The organism is Amycolatopsis sp. NPDC001319 (genome assembly GCF_042896185.1).
Taxonomy (GTDB): domain Bacteria; phylum Actinomycetota; class Actinomycetes; order Mycobacteriales; family Pseudonocardiaceae; genus Amycolatopsis.
This window is the reverse complement of the sequence record NZ_JBIAWY010000002.1, coordinates 358,866-376,662: the sequence shown is the minus strand read 5'-3', so window position 1 is coordinate 376,662 and position 17,797 is coordinate 358,866. Positions and strand designations below refer to the sequence as shown.

Genomic DNA, 17,797 nt, shown 5'->3' with positions numbered 1-17,797 from the left:
ACCACCAACACACTCCTGAAAGGAGGGATCACCCGTGTTCGGCAAACCCAAGTCCACCGCCGGGGAAGACCCGGCCCCCTCGCGCCGCGTCCGCCTCCTGGCCGAACAGCTCGACGAGGCCCGCGACGTGCACCGGCTGTCCAACCACCCGATGCTCGCGGCGGTCACCGCCGATCGCTTCCGTGGCTCGGTGACCCGCACCATGTGGGTCTTCCTCGCGGTCGGACTCGGGTTCACCACCACCGGCGTCCACGACTTCCTCGCCGGCGACCGCCCCATCACCGACCCGCTGTGGTGGGGCGCCTGGCTCGCCGAACCCGCGCTCGCCGGCATCCTCGTGACCCTGCTGCGCTGGGAAGCCGCCATGCTCTCCCACGGCGTCGCCACCGACGCCAAACCCGTCCGCTACCTCAAACGGCTCCTGCTCGCGGCGACGCTCGTGGCCAACGTGTGGGCCGGGCTCGCGCCCGCGCACGGCGGGATCTCCAAGGGCATGGTCTTCTTCCACCTCGTCATCCCGCTGGTCGTGTTCCTGCTCGCCGAGGTCATGCCGATCATCCAGCAGACCTGCACCCGCGTTCGCGAACAAGCACTCGTCACCGTCCCTCGTGACCCGGAACCCGGACCGGCTGCCCCGGCAGTCCCGACCGCTCCGGCCGCTCCGGCCGCAACCACGTCGGCACCGATACCAACTCCGGCACCGTCGTTCAAGCTCCCGCCCGAGGTCGCCGCCCGTATCCACGCCGCCGCCACCGCCGCACGCGACGAGGGTCGCACCCTCACCACCGACGACATCCGACGCGTTGCCCGCCTGCCGGAGGCCATGGCCAACCGGGTCCTCGCGGACCTGACCAGCCACAACGGACACCCCGTCACCACCTGATCCGCCTTCCCCGCGGCTTGCCTTCATGGGCGCGGGAGTCGGCTGCCACCACGGCCCGGCTCCCGCGCCTTTTCCATGCCCACAGAACGAAAGGGCTCCCGATGCACACGCTCGAAGACCGCCTCGCCGCCCGCGTGCAGGCCCTCGACTACGACACCTGGCGCGCCAAGGTCCACGCCGTCAACGGCTGCGCCCGCCCCATCCGGCTCGCCGGCGCCCACCAGCTCCAGGACGCGGCCACCGGACAGGTGCTGCACCACCACGGCGGCGACATCTTCGCCCCGTGCGGCAACCGCCGCGAATCGGTGTGCCCCTCCTGCTCCGACCGCTACGCCGCCGACGCGTTCCACCTCATCCGCGCCGGCCTCATCGGCGGGCACAAGGGCGTCCCCGAGACCGTCACCGACCGCCCCCGCGCCTTCGTCACCCTCACCGCCCCCTCGTTCGGCACGGTGCACCACGCCCGCACCAGCGCCCGGGGCAAGCGCATCCCGTGCGGCTGCGGGGAGTACCACCACGACGCCGACACCCGCGTCGGAACCCCGGTCGACCCCGAGACCTACGACTACACCGGCTCGGTGCTCTGGCAGGCCCACGCCGGCGCGCTGTGGCAGCGCTTCACCACCCGCCTGCGCCGCGAGATCGCCAAACGCGCCGGGCTAAAGGTCCGCGAGTTCACCGAACAGGCCCGCCTCTCCTACTCCAAGGTCGCTGAGTATCAGCGGCGCGGACTCGTGCACTTCCACGCCGTCGTCCGCCTCGACGGCCCCGACGGCGCCACCAGCCCGGCCCCCGAGTGGGCACACCCGGACCTGCTCGACGACGCCGTCTACGCCGCCGCTGGGGCCGCCTACGTGAGCACCCACTACCCCGACGGAACCCCGCTCACCGTCGTGTGGGGCGAACAGGTCGACGTCCGCCGCATCGAACCGATCGGCGCGGCTGAACTGGAGGACGACGCCGGCCGGATCAGTGAGGGCCGCCTCGCCGCCTACATCGCCAAGTACGCGACCAAGGGCACGGGCAAGAGCGAAGCGGCCGACCGCCCCATCCGCTCCGAGCGGGACATCGAGTTCCTGCGGGTGAGCGAGCACCACCGCCGCATGATCCAAACCGCGTGGGATCTCGGTGACCTGCTCGCCTACGAGGACCTCAACCTGCGCCGCTGGGCCCACATGCTCGGGTTCCGGGGCCACTTCCTCACCAAGTCCCGCGCCTACTCGACCACCTTCAAGGACATTCGCGGTGACCGTCGCCGCTACCGGCTCGAGGAAACCCTCGACCGCCTCGGCCTGGCCGACCGTGCCGGCTCCATCGCCGTGATCAACGCGTGGGACTTCGACGGCGCCGGCTACCGCGACGACGCCGAACGCGAACTCGCCGCCGGCATCGCCGAACGCATCCGAGACGACCGCAAACTCAAATACAGCAAGGAAAACGACCATGGACAGGAAACTGCTCAGCGTGGATGACCTCGCCGGCTACCTCGCCGTTCCCGTCAACACGATCTACCAGTGGCGCAAGACCGGGAAGGGCCCCAAGGGCTACAAGATCGGCAAGTACGTCCGGTTCCGGGCCGACGAGGTCGACGCCTGGATCGATGACCAGGGGGTGTGCTGATGGCACGCGCGTGGATCTATGACCGTGCCAAGACGAAGGGGTACGAGGATTCGGTGCGCAAGGCGAAAGCGGCTGGACGCACGCCTCCGGGGCGATGGCTGGTCCGCTATTACGACCGGGCGGGAAAGCTCCGGTCGGAGGCGTTCACCACCAAGGCTCCGGCGGAATCACGTCGGGACAAGCTCGCGGACTCGCTCGCCGGCGGGACCTATGTGGACCCGAACCTGTCCAAAGTGACGGTCGGGGAAATGGCGGAGAAGTGGCTGGCTTCCCGTCACGATTTGAAGCCCAGCACGTGGTGGAAGTACCGCGGCCTTCTCGACAACCACGTCGTGCCGAAGTGGGGAACCACGAACCTCAACGCAATGCTCGGTGAGGACATCGCCGTGTGGGTGGCCAACCTTGTGAGGGCAGCCTCGGACGGAGGCTCGGGGCTCGGACCGTCGCAGGCGCGCCACGCCTACCGGGTGCTCGCGATGGTGCTTGAATGGTGCGTGCCGACGCGAATCCCGCGCAACCCGGCCCGCGGGGTCAAGGCGCCGATCCCGGTCGAAGCCGAGCACGTGTACCTGACCTACGACCAGGTGGAAAGGCTCGCTGAGGCGTCAGCGAACCTGCGCACGAAGTATGACCAAGTCACCGCCTGCGCACCGATTAACCAGCCTCTGATCCTCCTGCTGGCCTACACCGGGATGCGGTGGGGTGAAGCGGCGGCGCTCCGGGTTGGACGCGTTGATCTGAAAAGGCGCCGCGTCCGGATCGCAGTGACGTTCTCCGAGGTCGGAGGAGTGCAGCACGAGGGCCTTCCGAAGACGGGCAAGGCGCGCACCGTGGCGATTCCGGCGTCGCTCGTGAGACAGCTCGAACCGCTTACCCGCGGGAAGGGAGACACCGAGTTGCTGTTCACCACGCGCCGGGGCGATTCGCTGCGGTCGCACAACTGGCGGACCCGGGAGTTCAACGCCGCCGTGCAGGCAGCCGAGCTGAACGTCGCCGGCCTCACCCCGCACAAGCTGCGCCACACCGCGGCCTCACTGGCGATCAGCGCCGGCGCGGACGTGAAGGTCGTGCAGCAGATGCTCGGGCACGCGGACGCATCGATGACGCTCAACACCTACGGGCACTTGTGGCCGGACCGCCTCGACGAGGTGGCGGACGTCCTCGACCTGCGCCGAAAGCAGACGCTCGAACGCATGGCGGCCTGACCGGTAGCCCCAGAGCATGTGACATGAATGTGGCATGCTCCGGGGCTTCCGACGTTTCCGGAGCCGGCCGAGCATGAAAAAAGCCACGTCCACCTGCGTGAACGTGGCCGATCCGGTCGGGCTGACAGGATTCGAACCTGCGACCCCTTGACCCCCAGTCAAGTGCGCTACCAAACTGCGCCACAGCCCGGACCCGTGCTCCCCGGAGGTGCTCCGTGAAGCGCGATGTGAGTACTGTAGCGGGTCGCGATCGGGGGGTTGCAGGGAGGCCCACATTTATGGTCTGACCTGCGGGAACTTCGGCAACGGAGGGTGACGCCGCGAGCGGGCTCGGGCCGTGGGTGTCCAGCGTCAGCGACACGTCGGCGGGCCCCAGCACCTGCCGGACGGACAAGAAGGAAGAACTGCCGCCAGCGGACGCCTTTGGTCATGCCGCAAAGGAAAACGAAGCGACATAACGCGAAGAGACCAATACGATCAAGCGGATGCGCCCCCCAGGAAGGCAGATCGAGTGACCACTGCAAACGTCATCCGGCTTGACCAGTTGGCCGCGGCGGCCGAGAGGCTGTTCGAGCATGTGAGGGAGGTCCACGGGGACACCGTGGAGGTGGATGCCGACTACTTCTGGGCCATCCCGCCCGACGCGCTCTACGACGTCTCACGAGAGCCCCCAGGGCTCACCATCGGCCAGTTGTCGGAGTGTGAACAGCATGTTCGGCAGCTGGTGGAGGGCGAGCGGCCTCCGGTTGCCTACCACCTGGTCTGGCTCAGCGATCTGCTGCGGGCCGTCGGAAACACGGTGGTGGGGTGAGCAGGCCGGGCGGTTACTCGGAGTGGGCAGGTCAGGGCGTTGCCCTACGATCGCGGCGTGGCGAGTGGACCGGTCGAGCGCGCGAGGCTTCTGCGTGAGACGTGCGAGTTCGTGCTCGGCCGTGGGGTGGTCGATCTGTCCCTGAGTGAGCTCGCGCGGGGTATCGGGTCCAACAATCGGATGTTGCTCTACCACTTCGGGTCGCTCGACGGGTTGCTTGCGGCCGCGGTGGACGAGATTCTCGGCGGGACCGCGCTGCTCGATCGGTTCGGCGAGCTGCTCACCGGCGAGGGGACGACGGCCGAGCGGGTCGCGGCGGCGTGGCGGCACATTGCGGACCCGGCGCGGCGGCCGCATCTGCAGCTGTTCTTCGCGCGGTTCGGCATGGCGGCCGACGTGCCGGGCCGGCATCCGGAGTTTCTCGCGCAGACGCGCGAGCGGTGGGTCGAGGTCGTGGCGGGGGCGCTTCGGGGGGACGCAACCGTCGTGCGGCCTGACGACACCGCGATGGCGATCGTGGCGTTGTGGCGGGGGCTGCAGATGCTGCTCATCTGCGGGACGCCGCCGGCCGAGGTTGACGCGGCGCATGAGCGGGCCGTCGCGGCGCTGTTGCCCGGGTAGGTAGACTCCCCACGGAAGTGAATCGATCAGTTCACTTCTACGGGACCCGGGAGGAACTCTTGACCGCGCTGCCGAAGGCTGAGCTGCACGTTCACCTCGAGGGCACGCTCGAGCCCGAGGACATGGTTCGGTTCGCCGCCCGCAACGGCGTGGAGCTGCCGTGGCGCAGCCCGGAGGAGCTGCGGGCCGCGTACGCGTTCACCGGGCTGGAGAACTTCCTGTCGGTGTACTTCCAGGGCTGCCGGGTGCTGTGCACGCGCGAGGATTTCCGCGAGCTGACGGTCGCGTATCTGCAGCGCGCCGCCGGCCAGGGCGTGCGGCGGGCGGAGATGTTGTTCGGGCCGCAGGCGTTCCTCGACCGCGGCATCCCGATCGGCGAGCAGGTCGGCGGGATCGTCGACGGCATCGACGAAGTCCGCGAAACACATGGCATCGACGGCGCGCTCCTGGTCAGCGCGCACCGCCACCGCAGTGAGGGCGACGCGCTGGAGCTGCTCGAGCTGGTCCGGCCGTGGCGGGAGCGGGTGCTCGGGATCGGCCTCGGTGGAGCCGAGCGGGGGAACCCGCCGGCGAAGTTCGCGCGTTACTTCGATGCGGCGCGTGCGGAGGGTTACCGCACCACGTGCCACGCCGGGGAGGAGGGGCCGGCCGCCTACGTCACCGAGGCGCTGGACGCGTGTCACGTCGAGCGCATCGACCACGGTTACGCGGCGGCCGAGAATCCCGACCTCGTCGCGCGGCTGGCCGACGAGCAGGTCACGCTGACGATGTGCCCGCTCTCGAACCTGCGCCTGCACGTGACGGACGACCTCACGACGTACCCGCTGAAGCGGCTGCTGGACGCCGGCGTCCCGGTGACCGTCAACTCCGACGATCCGGCGTATTTCGGCGGCTACGTCAACGAGAATTACGAGGCCGTCACCGATGCGCTCGGCCTGACCGAAGCCGAGGTGACCACCTTGGTGCGCAACAGTTTCAGCGGCTCGTTCGCGCACGCCGAGGAGCTGCGGGATGTGTTCGAGGAGATGTCCGACGGCGAGCACCGATAAAACGGCTGGAATCACTGTGCCGCCTCTAAAGCAGCAAGTCACCCTGCTCGCCGGCTCCTGACCTCAGCCAGCCAACTGCACCTGGCCATTGCCGTGCAGTTCTCCCGTCGAGAACCGCAGTGAAGTGTGCCTCGATCTCGGCCGAGTTCGGCTGCCGTTCGACGTTCACGGGCCGACCACCCGCACCCGGCTCAGATCGGGCCAGTCGGTGGACGGCTCGCCGAAGCACACATACTCCACGTAGCTCAGCCTGCCGTCGTCGGCGAAGAGGAGGACTTGGCCCGGGGACTCGTCATCGGAGGCCAGGACTTCGAGCTCGATCGGCACAAGTCTCGAACTCAGAGAGGCCATCGGCGCGGAGTCGTCCGTCCGTAAGCTGACCGAGGGGCAACCACAGCCGCAGCACCCGTCGACGACGGCGGACGTCGACTGCTGTCGAAGTTCCGCCGCGCCGGCGAAGTCGGGCGAAAGGACGAGGGCGAGGATCGCCCGTTCCTGCACGGTGAGCGGTCTCGGCGGATCGATCTTCACCCGGTCGAGCATGCCCTACCCGGCTGGCCGTGGACAACCGAGAAACGGCTGCGGCCGATTGAGTGAAGAAGCCGCGCGGGGCAACCCTCTCCCCCTGTATCGCGTGATTGTTTCACCGCGCAGTCGATTTTACTGTCCACAGTAGAACGTTCAGGTGATGTTCTTGACTTCACGGTATTTGACCTCACGCCAACACTGATCATCCACTGTGGACTCTTCGCTCAGAGGTTCCGGCCGAAGAACCGCGCCAGCTTGTCCACCGCCGGGCCCACGTACTGCTCCTTGTCGTAGAGGTCGACGTGGCTGGCGCCTTCCACGTGGTGCAGTTCCTTGGGACCGGTGGCCTTCTGGAACGCCTCGACGCTCATCCACGCGGTGATCGCGCGCGTCCCGACGATCATCAGCAGCGGCCGCGAGCCGATCAGCGGGACCGCGGTGAAGGCGTCGAACGTGGCGAACCTGTCGACGCTCGTCCAGTCGAAGGCCTCGGCCGAGCGCGGGTGGTGCCCGCGCTCGGTGCGGTAGTACTCGAATCCCTCCGCGCCGTGCTCCCCGCCGAGGGCACGCGCCTGTTCGACGGTCTCGGGGAACAGGGTGAGCGGCGCGGGCTTCTCACCGGCCGCCGCCGCGGTGCGGGCGTGGGCTGCGGCGTCGAGCATGCCTTCGAACACGGCCGGGTCCTGCGTGCCGTCGGCGCCGAAGCGGAATTGACGGGCGATGTCGGCGCCGCTGACCGTGGCGACGGCCTTCACGCGGCGGTCGCCGCCCGTGGCCGACAGCACGTAGCCGCCCGACGCGCAAATGCCGAGCTCGCCGATGCGGCCCGCGTCCACTTCGGAACGGGTGGTCAGGAACGAGACGGCCGCCTTGAAGTCCTCCACGCGCTGGGCGGGGTCTTCGAGGCCACGCGGCTCGCCGCCGCTCTCGCCCTGGTAGGCGGCGTCGAACGCGAGCGTCACGAACCCGCGTTCGGCCAGCCGCGCCGCGTAGAGGCCGGCGGCCTGCTCCTTCACGCCACTGCCGGGGTGGCCGACGACCACGGCCGGGCCCGGGCCGGCGGCCCCGTCCAGGACGTAGAGGTGGCCGGCGAGCCGGACGCCGGCGCTGTCGAAGGTGACGTCGATCTTCGGCACGGGATACTCCTCGATGATCTTGCACCCGGCGGGATACCGGGCCCTGACTCCACGATCCGGCCGCAGCCGCGACACCACCAGAGCCGGGTTTCGGGGTGGTCAGGATCCTGGCCCTCTTGCGCGCGCCCGGCCGGGCGCAGAATGAACCCATGACCACTCCGTCCGGCTCCGCGCGGCTCGGCGACTTCCTCAAGGCGCGCCGCGCCCAGCTGACCCCCCGCGACGTCGGCCTGCCCGAGACCGGCACCCGCCGCAAGGTCGCCGGACTGCGCCGCACCGAGGTCGCCCAGCTGGCGGCCATCAGCGTCGAGTACTACACGCGGCTCGAACAGGGCCGCGTGCAGGCGTCGGCGACGGTCCTGGCCACGCTCGCGCGCGCCCTGCGGCTGGACGACGACCAGCAGACCTACCTCTACGACCTCGCCGGCAAGGCCGACGCGCGCCCGCGCCGCCGTCGCGCCGTGCAGCGCGTGCGGCCCGCCATCCGCCGGCTGCTCGACCAGCTCACCGAGACCCCGGCGATCGTGCTGGGCAAACGCCTCGACATCCTCGGCTGGAACACCGCTGCGACCGCGCTGTACGTCGACTTCGCGCAGGTCACGCCCGCGCGGCGCAACTACGTGCACCTCATGTTCACCGAGCCGGCGTTCCGCGCCCTGCACCCGCACTGGCAGCAGGACGCGCGCGTGGCCGTGTCCGCGCTGCGCATGGAGGCGGCCGGCGATCCCAAGGACCCGGACCTGGCGCACCTCGTCGGCGAGCTTTCCGTGCAGGACGGGGACTTCCGCACGTGGTGGGCCGAACACCGGGTCACCAGCGCGGGGTTCGGCACCAAGAACTACCGGCACCCGCTCGTCGGCGACCTCACGCTGGACTGCGACACGTGGCTGAGCCCCGACGACTCCGGCCAGCGCCTGATGGTCCTCACCGCCGAGCCCGGCACGCCTTCGCGCGAAGCGCTGGACATCCTGTTGTCCTGGCACGCCGAGCACTCGGCGGCCAAGCGATGACGTGGACCGCTCCGGAACTGGCGGCACTTTCGGCTTCGGCGTCGCTGGAGCTCAGCGCCGGACCCGGCGACGCCTGGGTGGAAGTCGGTTTCGTCCTCATCGACGGGACGCTGTTCGTGCGTGCGTTCCGGGGTCCGGGGTCGCGGTGGTTCCAGTCCGCCGCGAACCACCGCCGGGGCCGCGTGCGGGTCGGCTCGCTGAGCCGTGCCGTCGCGTTCGCCGCCGACGGCGAACGCTCGGCCGAGATCGACGAGGCGTACCGGGCCAAGTACGGAGCCGCTTCGCTCGTCACCAACGCCGAGGCACGAGCCGCGACGCTCCGGATCAGCCCGGCGGATCACTCCACTGTGGACGGACGCGGCCCGCGCGTCAGCACGTGAGGCCGCGGGCGAGGACGTCCTTGCGCACCTTGCCCATCGCGTTGCGCGGCAGCTCCGGTACCAGCTCCAAGCGGGTGGGCCAGTACCACTCGGTCATGCCGAGCGCGGCGAGGTGCTCACGCAGGCCGGCGAGCGTCGGCGGCTCGGCGGCGGGCACGACGACGGCCGCGGGCAGCTCGCCGTCCGCGGCGTCGGGGTAGCCGACGAGCGCGACGTCGCGGACGGCCGGGTGATCGAGCAACGCGGACTCCACGTCGGCGGCCGGGATCATCAGGACGCCGCCGATGCGGTCGGCGTCGCGGCCCAGAAGGCGGATGCCGCCGCGGCCGTCGGGGATCGCGAGGTCACCGGTGTCGTACCAGCCGTCGTCGTGGTCGGCCGCCACGGTGAGCTCACCGGTGTCGCGGTCGACGGTGGCCAGGCAGACGGTGGCGCCCCGGATGTAGAGCCGGCCGGGCCGTTCGGCGGTGATTTCGCCCAGGTCGGACCGCAGATCGAGGTCACTGCCGCGGGAGATCCGGCCGACGCTGTGCAGCGCCCAGTCCGGCGGGTCGTCGGCGCGCATGAGGGTGCCGCCGCACTCGGTCATGCCCCAGCACGTGCGCAGCGGCACACCCAGCACGCGGGCGACGTCGGCGACGAGCGCGGCGGGAGTCGCGGTGCCGAGCGTGGTCACGGTCCGCAGCCGGCCGGGCCGCGCGTACGGCAGCAGCCCGGCCAGGAACGCAGGCGCGATCAGCAGCTGTGTCACGGCCGTCTCTTCGAGGTACGCGCCGACGACCTCGGGTTCCCAGCGGTCTGCGACGACCGCGCAGCCGCCCGTGAGCAACGGGCGCATGAGGCAGTGGAAGATGCCGCCGGTGTGCGTGAGGGAGTGCGGGGTGAAGAACCGCTCGGCCGGCCCCTGGTCGTCGGCCGTGATGTGCGCGGCGGCGGTGGCGTACTCGGTGTTCAGTGTGTGCAGCGCGCCTTTCGGCCGGCCGGTCGTGCCGGAGGTGAACAGCACGAGGCTGACCTGGTCGGGGTCCGGCCGGGCGTCGTCGAGGGCGACGGCGTGCCGCGTTTCCCACGGTTGCTCGAAGTGCCGCGTGAAATCGACCTCGTCCGCCGACACCCGCGAGCCCAGCACGACCCGGTACCGCAGCTTCGGCAGCCTCGGGGCCATCCCGGCCAGAGCCGCCGCGTGGTCGTGGCCGTCCCAGACGTCGGCCGTCACGCACACCGACGCCCCCACCCGGGCGAGCACGCGCTCCAGCTCGCGTGACCGGATCGTCGGCATCACGGGCGCCACCAGAGCGCCGACCCGGAAACAGGCCAGCAGCAGCGGATCGACCTGCCACACGTTCGGCAGCTGCGCGGCCACGACCTGCCCCGGCCCCACGCCCAGCTCGGTCAGCGCCCCGGCGTAGCGCTCGGCGCACCGCGCGTACTCGCGATAGGTCAGCCGGGTCGTCTCGCCGGTCGCCGTCCGAAGCGCGATGAGCGCGGTCGCGTCCGGTGTCTCGGCACGCCACCGCGCGAGATCCCGCAGCGGATTTCCGTCCCGCCAGAAGCCTTCCGCGCGAAACCGGTCCACAACGGACGGTGGCGGCCGGAGGCTGAACACCGTCCGTCCCGGTCCTGGCGTGAACACGTCGGTGATGGCCGGCCCCCTTCGGCTCTGGCGGGCGGTGAACGGCACGACCACGCTACGACCGCACCACCGCCCGGCCGAGGCTCCGCCGGGCAGAATTCCCCGGCCGACCGGGCAACGCGAATCGCCCTTCGCACGTATACCTCTCGAACCGAGGGGGAACCGATGACCGACCCGACCGAAGCCGAGTTCAAGGCGGCCGGCCGATGGCTGGAAAAACACGACGTCCCGGCGAGCCGGCTCACGCCGCTGCTCGTCCGGCGGCTCGGCGTGCGCGCGGGCGCGCGACCCGGGCCGACGTGGACCGGAATGCTCGCCGGTCTGCTGCTGATCGCGTTCGGCTCGTTCGCGGTGCAGTTCCTGTCGCTGCTGCCCGGACTGGACCACGACGACCTGCCCGAGGGCCGCTCCTTCTTCTGCCTCTTCGCCGGGCTGCAGCTCGTCCTCTGGTTGCCCGTGCGGTGGGCCGACCGGCGCACCGCGGCCTGGCTCGGCCCGACGGCACCCGCGCAGCGACCTCCGTGGCGCGGGGTGCTGAACGGGTGGTCCGTCGCGGCCCTCGTGGTCACCTTCGGCGGTGGCGCGGCCTTGGCCGTGACGATGGTCGTGTCGTCGGGCAGCGTGTGGGCGCTGCTGTGGCTCGGGCTGCTGGCGCTGGGCGCGGTCGTGGTGGCGGCGGTGCTGCTCGGCGTGCTGACCCGCCCGGTGCTCGCCGACGACGAGCTCTCCCGTTCCGTCGACGGGATCCTGCGCCGCACCGAGCCCGTCTTGGCGCTGCCGGCGTTCTACGCGCTACCGGTACTCGCCGACCTCGCCACGACCAACCGTCAGCCGCCCGGCTTCGCGCCGTGGCTGATCGCGTACGTCGTCCTCGCCGTCGGCGCGCAGGCGGCCGGGCTGGTCCGGCACCGGCGCCGGGCGCTGCCCGCGGCTGCCTGAGGCGACGGCGGGCGTCTCGGACCGGAAGCTGTGCCCGAGCTGCTCGCCGAGGCCGAAGTAGTGGCGGAAGTTGTAGATCAGCGGGCTCCACTTCGCGGGATCCACGTGCTGCGTGCCGGGCACGACCAGCTCCGGCGCGCAGTGCACCCGCAGCACGTCGGCCTCGATGACGAGGAACCCGGCGCGCTCGCGGACGGCCGCCGCGCGCGCTTCCAGCTGCAGCGGGCATTCGGCGATGCGCGGCGGCCGGACCAGCTCGGCGGGGCGCGGCCGTAGCCCGGCCGCGGCGAACTTGTCCGGCTCGTACCGGAAGCGGTCCCGTTTGTGCTCGGGCACCGGGTCCGCTCCCGTCAGCGGGGCGAGCCGCTCCACCGCCGCCCACTGGCCGGGGCCGGGCAGGTTGACCACGAGGTCGGGACGCGAGGTGAGGTTGCGCGCGCCGTGGCCGCTGCGGGCCAGGCCGAGCACCACGACCTCACCGAGCGCCCAGGCCGAGGACATCGGCGTGATGTTCGGGGAGCCGTCGGCGTTTTCCGTCGTCAGCAAGGCGACCGGTGTGCCGAAGTAGAGGATGCTGGGGGTTATCGCGACATGATCGTTCACGAGCGCCCACGCTAGGGTCGCCGCGCTTCGGTCCCGGCCGAACCGACGGGCGGCTCAGAACTCCTCGGCGATCGACGACCAGAACCGCAGCGCCGCCCGTTCCATCTCCAGCCCCAGCCGCAGCGGGATCATGCGGCGCGCGTACTTCGGCTCGGCACCGAAGCGGCGCTGCATGTCCTCGTACACCGAGATGCGTTCCTCGTGCTGCTTGATCTGCTCGCGCGCCAGGTTCACGATGTTGCCGGTGTCGCCCAGCTCGTTGAAAAACAGCTTCATCTCGGCGATGTCGCGCATCTCGAAGTGCTCGTGCGTGGGCGCGGCCAGCCAGGCGCGCACGGCATCGCGGCCTTCGTCGGTGATGCTGTAGACCTTGCGGCGCCGCCCGGTCTGCTCGGTCTCGACCTCCAGCAGCCCCATGCGCTCCAGCCGCTCCGGCTCGGAGTACAGCTGCGCGTGGGGGAAGGACCAGAAGTACCCCACCGAGTGCCCGACGGCGCGCTTGAGGTCGTACGGCGTGGACGGGCCACGCAGCCCGATCGTCCCCAGCACGACGTACGAAGTCGTGCTCAACCGTCCGCTTGACATGCCCTCGACCCTACCGTAATTTCGCCCATGGTCCGAAACAGATCATTCGAATCGGACCATCGATCTCCGGGAGTGCGACGATGGACTTGGTGAGATCGTTCCGCTGGACGGCGGAGCGCTATCCGCATCGCCGGGCCGTGGGCGGCCGGCACCCGATGACCTACGCGCAGTGGGACGAACGCACCGACCGGCTGGCCGGCGCGCTGACCCGGCTGGGCGTGCGCCCGGGCGACCACGTCGCCCTCCTGCTCGCCGGTGGTGAGCCCCTGGCGAGCCTGCACCTGGCCGTGCAGAAGACCGGCGCGATCTCCGTTCCGCTGTCCACGCGCTTCAGCGCCGACGACGTGGCCTACTGCCTGCGCGACTGCTCCCCCACGCTCCTGATCACCGACAGCACCACCGACCCGACCGTCGCCGGCATCGCCGAACTGCCGGCCCGCGCGCACTCCGGAGCGGCGCTGGACGCACCCGAGCGGGTGACGCCGCTGGCGCGGCTGCTGGACTCGCCCGCGCCGAAGCACCAGCCGGCCGAGGACGACACGAGCGTCATGCTCTACACGTCCGGCACCACGGGCCGGCCGAAAGGCGTGCCGCGCCGGCACTCCGCCGAGCACGCGGCCGCGGTGGCGCACCTGATCCAGACGCAGCACCGCACCGGTGAGGTCGCCCTCGGCGTGATGCCGATGTTCCACACGATGGGCATGCGGGCGCTGCTGGCGAGCATCGTCGCGGCGGGTACCTGGGTGCCGCAGGTGAAGTTCGACGCCGAGGAGTCGCTGGAGCTCATCACCGAGGAGGAGGTGAGCGCGCTCTACCTGGTGCCCACCGCGTACTGGTCGCTGGTCCACACAGGACGGCTGGCCGAGGCGAAGTCCGTGCGCCGGCTGGCCTACGCGGGCGCGTCGATGACACCGGCGCTCGCCGAGCGGCTCGACGCCGAGCTGCACCCGGAGGTGTTCGTCAACCACTTCGGCAGCACGGAGATCTACACCTTCACGATCGGGCCCGACGTGCGCCGCAAACCGGGCTGTGCCGGGCGCGCCGGGGTCTTCTCCCGCGTCCGCCTGGTCAGCCCGGCCGAGGGCGCGACCCCGGACGACGTCGTGGCGCCGGGCGAACCGGGCCAGGTCGCGGTGTCGCTGGAGAGCCCGGAGGCGTTCCGCGGGTACTGGCACCGGCCCGACGCCGACGCGAAGTCGTTGCGCGCCGGCTGGTACTTCACCGGTGACCTCGCGACCGAGGACGAGGACGGCGACCTGTGGGTCGCGGGCCGCGTCGACGACATGATCAACTCCGGTGGCGAGAACATCTACCCCGAGGACATCGAAGACGCCCTCGTGCGCTGCCCGGCCGTCGCCGAGATCGTGGTCGCCGGGCTCCCCGACGACCGCTGGGGCAGCGCGGTCACCGCCTTCGTGGTGCCCTCGGCCGGGCACCGGCCCGAGGAAACGCTGGCACAGCTGGAGTCCTACGCGCGAGAGCACTCGGGACTGCCGTCGCTGAAACGGCCCAAGCGCTACCTGGCCGTGGCCGGCATCCCCAAGTCCGCCGTCGGCAAGATCCTGCGCCGTGAGCTGACCGCGGGCCACTACCGCCGGCTGGCACAGCTCGTGCCGGGCAAGGAGCACGCATGACGGCGGCCCGCATCGAAGACGTCCCCTTGCTGTGCGGCAAGGGGAAGTTCCTCGACGACCTCGACCCGATGCGCGGCTCGCTGGTCGCGGCGGTCGTGCGCAGCCCGCACCCGCACGCGCGCATCCGGTCCGTCGAGCTGTCCCGCGCCCGCGCCCACCCCGGCGTCGCGGCGGTCCTAGGGCCGGACGACGTGCTCGCGGCCCTGAAGCCGTTCCCGCTCTCGCTCAAGACGCCGATCCGCTACTACCCCACCGGGACCGACAAGGTGCGGTTCGTCGGCGAGCCCGTGGCCGTCGTCGTCGCGACGGACCGCTACACGGCCGAGGACGCGGCGGAACTGGTCGAAGTGGACTACGAGCCGCTGCCGCCCGTGGTCGACTCCACGCGCGCGATCGCCGAGGACGCCCCGCTGCTGCACGAGGAGCTCGGCAGCAACGTCGCCACCGACCGGACGTTCAGCTTCGGCCCCGTCGACGAGCTCTTCGCCGGAGCCGCGCACGTGGTCACCGGCGAATACCGGTTCCCGCGCTACACCTCGGCGCCCATGGAGTGCTACTCGGTCGTCGCGGAGTGGCTGGAGGACGTCGACGGGCCGGGCGTCACCGCGTGGGCCAACTTCCACGGGCCGTTCTCGATGGTGCCGGTGCTCGCGGCGGGCCTCGGGCTGCCGACGTCGCGGGTGCGGCTGCGCGTGCCCGCGGACATCGGCGGCAGCTTCGGCATCAAGTCCGGCATCTACCCCTACGTCGCGCTGATGGCCTTGGCCAGCAAGCATTGCGGCCGGCCGGTGCGCTGGACCGAGGACCGTGTGGAGCACCTGCTGTCGAGCTCGGCCGGCTCGGACCGGTGGATGCGGTTCGAGGCCGCCGTCGACGCCGACGGCAAGGTCGAGGCCCTGCGCGCGGACCTCGTCGACAACGTCGGCGCGTACCTGCGCCCGCCCGAGCCCAGCACGCTCTACCGCTGCTTCGGCAACATCACCGGTGCGTACGGCATCGGCGCGGTGGCGATCCGGGCCCGGGCGGTGGTCACGAACAAAACCCCCACCGGCCTCAACCGCGGTTTCGGCGGCCAGCAGCTCTACTTCGGGCTCGAGCGGATCATGGACCGCGTCGCCCGTGAGCTCGACCTCGACGCGGCGGAGATCCGGCGCCGCAACCTGATCCAGGCCGGCGCGTTCCCGTACCACACGCCCAGCGGCGGCGTGTACGACTCGGGCGACTACCCGAGGGCGTTCGAGCTGGCCCTGCGCAACGCCGACTACGAGAAGCTGCGCGTGCGCCAGCGCCAGGCGCGCGAGGCCGGCGAGTACTTCGGCATCGGCATGGCGACGATCGTCGACCCGTCGGCGACCAACATCGGCTACGTCGGCCTCGCCACGCCGGCCGAGCAGCGCGCGACCGGACGCGGCAAGTCGGGCAGCACGGAGCACGTCCGGATCAGCGTCGACCCGCAGGGGGTGGTGTCGGTGCTGCTGGGCACCGTGCCGCAGGGCCAGGGACACGCCACGGTCGCGCGCCAGCTCGTGGCGCAGCGGCTGGGGCTGCCGCAGGAATCCGTGCGGCCGGTGGTCGAGATGGACACGGCCACCACACCGTGGACCATCACCTCCGGCAGCTACTCCTCGCGCTTCGCGCCGCTGCTCACCAGCGCGCTCGTCGCCGCGGCCGACAAGATCGCCGAGACGATCCGGGCGGCGGCCGGGGTGCTGCTCGACACGGACCCCGCCGGGCTGGAGCTCGCCGACGGGTTCGTGCGCAAACGCGACGCCCCCGAGGAGCGCGTGGCGTTCCGGCACGCCGCCGGGCTGGTGCACTGGGACCCCGGGTCGCTGCCCGAAGGGGTGCCGGCGCGGCTCTACGAGGAGGCCGCGTTCAACCCGCCGCAGGCCAAGGCACCGTCCACAGGGGACCAGATCAACTCCAGCCTGTGCTACGGCTTCGTCGCGGAGCTGGTCGCCGTGCGCATCGACCCGGTGAGCCTCGCCGTGGAGATCGAGCTGGTGTCCACGGTGCACGACGCCGGGACGATCCTGAACCCGAAGCTGCTGGAGGGCCAGGTGCACGGGGCGCTCGCGCACGCGCTCGGCGGCGCGCTGTACGAAGAACTCCGCTACGCCGACTCGGGCCAGCCCACGTCGGCGACCTTCATGGACTACCTCTGCCCCACCAGCGCGGAGGCCGGCTACCCGCTGATCAGCGACCACCTCGAGACGCCCTCGCCGTTCACCACGCTCGGCGCGAAAGGCTGCGGCGAGGGTTCGAGCATGAGCCTGCCGGTGGCGATCGCCAACGCGGTCACCGACGCGCTCGGCATCGAGGTGACGACCCTGCCCCTGCACGGCAACGTCGTGCACGAACTACTGGAAAGGAAGGCCTGATGGCGCTCACCGGAGGCGAGATCCGGCTCGGCCGCACCCACGACGGGCAGGTCGCCGAGCTGACGCTCTCCCACGGCCGCTTCACGATCATCACGTGGGAGATGCGGCAGCGGATGGCGGAGCTGTTCGCCGAGATCGACGCCGACGACGACGTGCGCGTGGTGGTGCTGAAGTCCGACGGCGAGCACTTCTCCTCGGGCGGCGACATCCCCGGCTTCATGGAGGTCGAGCCGGTGGACTTCACCGACCTCGGCCACAACGTCACCGCGCCCGCGCGGAGCAAGAAGATCGTGGTCGCGGCGGTCGACGGCTACTGCTTCGGCGTGGGCCTGGAGCTCGTGCTGTCCACGGACATCCGGCTGGCCACGCCGCGCAGCCGGTTCGCGCTGCCGGAGATGAAGCTCGGCATGATCCCCGGCAGCGGCGGCACGCAGCGGCTCGCGCGGCTGATCGGCCTCTCGCGCGCCAAGTTCCACATCCTCACCGCCGAGCGGATCACCGGCGAGCAGGCGCTCGACTGGGGCCTGGTGGCCAAGCTCGCGGCCGACCGCGACGAGCTGTACGCGGAGACCGACAAGGTCGTCGAGACCCTGCTGGGCTACTCGCCGATGGCCGCGCGCACCGCGAAGGAGGTGCTCGACAAGGGCGTCGACGGGCCGCTGTACACCGGCATCGAGCTGGAACGCAAGGCCTACGCGATGCTGCGCGCGAGCCACGACTTCGCCGAGGGCGTGGCCGCGTTCACCGAGAAGCGGCCCGCGAAGTTCCAGGGGCGCTGA

At 71.0% G+C, this 17,797-nt stretch carries 17 protein-coding genes and 1 tRNA gene; 12 read left to right on the top strand and 6 right to left on the bottom strand.

Going from position 1 to position 17,797, the window contains the following annotated elements; translation table 11 throughout:
- The first annotated feature begins 34 nt into the window (after window positions 1–34).
- From ACFY1H_RS07495 to ACFY1H_RS07480, 4 genes are all read left to right on the top strand, one after another.
- Complete coding sequence (locus ACFY1H_RS07495; RefSeq protein WP_386945293.1) at window positions 35–883, top strand: hypothetical protein; 849 nt, start codon at window positions 35–37, stop codon at window positions 881–883.
- Window positions 884–984: 101 nt separating this feature from the next.
- On the top strand, window positions 985–2,355 hold the full coding sequence (locus ACFY1H_RS07490) for a replication initiator (protein ID WP_386945292.1): 1,371 nt from the start codon (window positions 985–987) through the stop codon (window positions 2,353–2,355).
- A complete protein-coding gene (locus tag ACFY1H_RS07485) occupies window positions 2,327–2,503 on the top strand; it encodes a helix-turn-helix transcriptional regulator (protein WP_386945290.1) in 177 nt (58 codons plus the stop codon). Before ACFY1H_RS07490 ends, ACFY1H_RS07485 begins: the two co-directional genes overlap by 29 nt.
- Window positions 2,503–3,708 carry a tyrosine-type recombinase/integrase gene (locus tag ACFY1H_RS07480; protein WP_386945288.1) on the top strand — a complete coding sequence of 402 codons (1,206 nt, stop codon included), beginning with the start codon at window positions 2,503–2,505 and terminating at the stop codon, window positions 3,706–3,708. The genes ACFY1H_RS07485 and ACFY1H_RS07480 overlap by 1 nt, the downstream gene beginning before the upstream one ends.
- Before the next feature lie 116 nt (window positions 3,709–3,824).
- Here ACFY1H_RS07480 and ACFY1H_RS07475 read toward each other — a convergent pair.
- A tRNA-Pro gene (locus ACFY1H_RS07475) sits at window positions 3,825–3,898 on the bottom strand.
- Between the two features lie 321 nt (window positions 3,899–4,219).
- Here ACFY1H_RS07475 and ACFY1H_RS07470 point away from each other — a divergent pair.
- The 3 genes from ACFY1H_RS07470 to ACFY1H_RS07460 are packed head-to-tail and all read left to right on the top strand — an operon-like array spanning window position 4,220 to window position 6,189.
- Window positions 4,220–4,519, top strand: a complete 300-nt coding sequence (locus ACFY1H_RS07470; RefSeq protein WP_366576396.1) for a hypothetical protein — start codon at window positions 4,220–4,222, stop codon at window positions 4,517–4,519.
- Window positions 4,520–4,576: 57 nt separating this feature from the next.
- Window positions 4,577–5,140, top strand: a complete 564-nt coding sequence (locus tag ACFY1H_RS07465; protein ID WP_386945286.1) for a TetR/AcrR family transcriptional regulator — start codon at window positions 4,577–4,579, stop codon at window positions 5,138–5,140.
- 59 nt (window positions 5,141–5,199) lie between these two features.
- Window positions 5,200–6,189: an adenosine deaminase gene (locus ACFY1H_RS07460; RefSeq protein ID WP_386945284.1), complete on the top strand. Its 990-nt coding sequence runs from the start codon at window positions 5,200–5,202 to the stop codon at window positions 6,187–6,189.
- Between the two features lie 165 nt (window positions 6,190–6,354).
- Here the strand turns inward: ACFY1H_RS07460 and ACFY1H_RS07455 are convergent, their stop codons facing one another.
- Window positions 6,355–6,720, bottom strand: a complete 366-nt coding sequence (locus tag ACFY1H_RS07455; RefSeq protein ID WP_366576402.1) for a hypothetical protein — start codon at window positions 6,718–6,720, stop codon at window positions 6,355–6,357.
- Between the two features lie 221 nt (window positions 6,721–6,941).
- The gene (locus tag ACFY1H_RS07450; protein WP_386945282.1) at window positions 6,942–7,853 is read right to left on the bottom strand and encodes an alpha/beta hydrolase; all 912 of its coding nucleotides are present in this window, start codon (window positions 7,851–7,853) and stop codon (window positions 6,942–6,944) included.
- 149 nt (window positions 7,854–8,002) lie between these two features.
- On the opposite strand from ACFY1H_RS07450, the gene ACFY1H_RS07445 reads away from it, so the two are divergent.
- Entirely contained in the window at window positions 8,003–8,863 is an 861-nt protein-coding gene (locus tag ACFY1H_RS07445; RefSeq protein WP_386945281.1) for a helix-turn-helix domain-containing protein, read from the top strand.
- Complete coding sequence (locus ACFY1H_RS07440; protein ID WP_386945279.1) at window positions 8,860–9,243, top strand: DUF2255 family protein; 384 nt, start codon at window positions 8,860–8,862, stop codon at window positions 9,241–9,243. Before ACFY1H_RS07445 ends, ACFY1H_RS07440 begins: the two co-directional genes overlap by 4 nt.
- Here ACFY1H_RS07440 and ACFY1H_RS07435 read toward each other — a convergent pair.
- The 3 genes from ACFY1H_RS07435 to ACFY1H_RS07425 form a co-directional block, all read right to left on the bottom strand.
- Entirely contained in the window at window positions 9,233–10,930 is a 1,698-nt protein-coding gene (locus ACFY1H_RS07435) for an AMP-binding protein (RefSeq protein ID WP_386945277.1), read from the bottom strand. The two genes, ACFY1H_RS07440 and ACFY1H_RS07435, sit on opposite strands and share 11 nt — an antisense overlap.
- Before the next feature lie 738 nt (window positions 10,931–11,668).
- Window positions 11,669–12,418 (bottom strand): flavin reductase family protein, encoded by a 750-nt coding sequence (locus ACFY1H_RS07430; protein WP_366576412.1) that lies wholly within the window; start codon window positions 12,416–12,418, stop codon window positions 11,669–11,671.
- Window positions 12,419–12,472: 54 nt separating this feature from the next.
- A complete protein-coding gene (locus tag ACFY1H_RS07425; RefSeq protein WP_366576414.1) occupies window positions 12,473–13,003 on the bottom strand; it encodes a PadR family transcriptional regulator in 531 nt (176 codons plus the stop codon).
- An 80-nt stretch (window positions 13,004–13,083) separates the two neighbouring features.
- Here ACFY1H_RS07425 and ACFY1H_RS07420 point away from each other — a divergent pair, with 80 nt between their 5' ends.
- The 3 genes from ACFY1H_RS07420 to ACFY1H_RS07410 are packed head-to-tail and all read left to right on the top strand — an operon-like array spanning window position 13,084 to window position 17,797.
- On the top strand, window positions 13,084–14,637 hold the full coding sequence (locus tag ACFY1H_RS07420) for an AMP-binding protein (RefSeq protein ID WP_366576416.1): 1,554 nt from the start codon (window positions 13,084–13,086) through the stop codon (window positions 14,635–14,637).
- The gene (locus tag ACFY1H_RS07415; protein WP_386945274.1) at window positions 14,634–17,018 is read left to right on the top strand and encodes a xanthine dehydrogenase family protein molybdopterin-binding subunit; all 2,385 of its coding nucleotides are present in this window, start codon (window positions 14,634–14,636) and stop codon (window positions 17,016–17,018) included. The genes ACFY1H_RS07420 and ACFY1H_RS07415 overlap by 4 nt, the downstream gene beginning before the upstream one ends.
- A complete protein-coding gene (locus tag ACFY1H_RS07410; RefSeq protein WP_366576420.1) occupies window positions 17,018–17,797 on the top strand; it encodes an enoyl-CoA hydratase/isomerase family protein in 780 nt (259 codons plus the stop codon). The genes ACFY1H_RS07415 and ACFY1H_RS07410 overlap by 1 nt, the downstream gene beginning before the upstream one ends.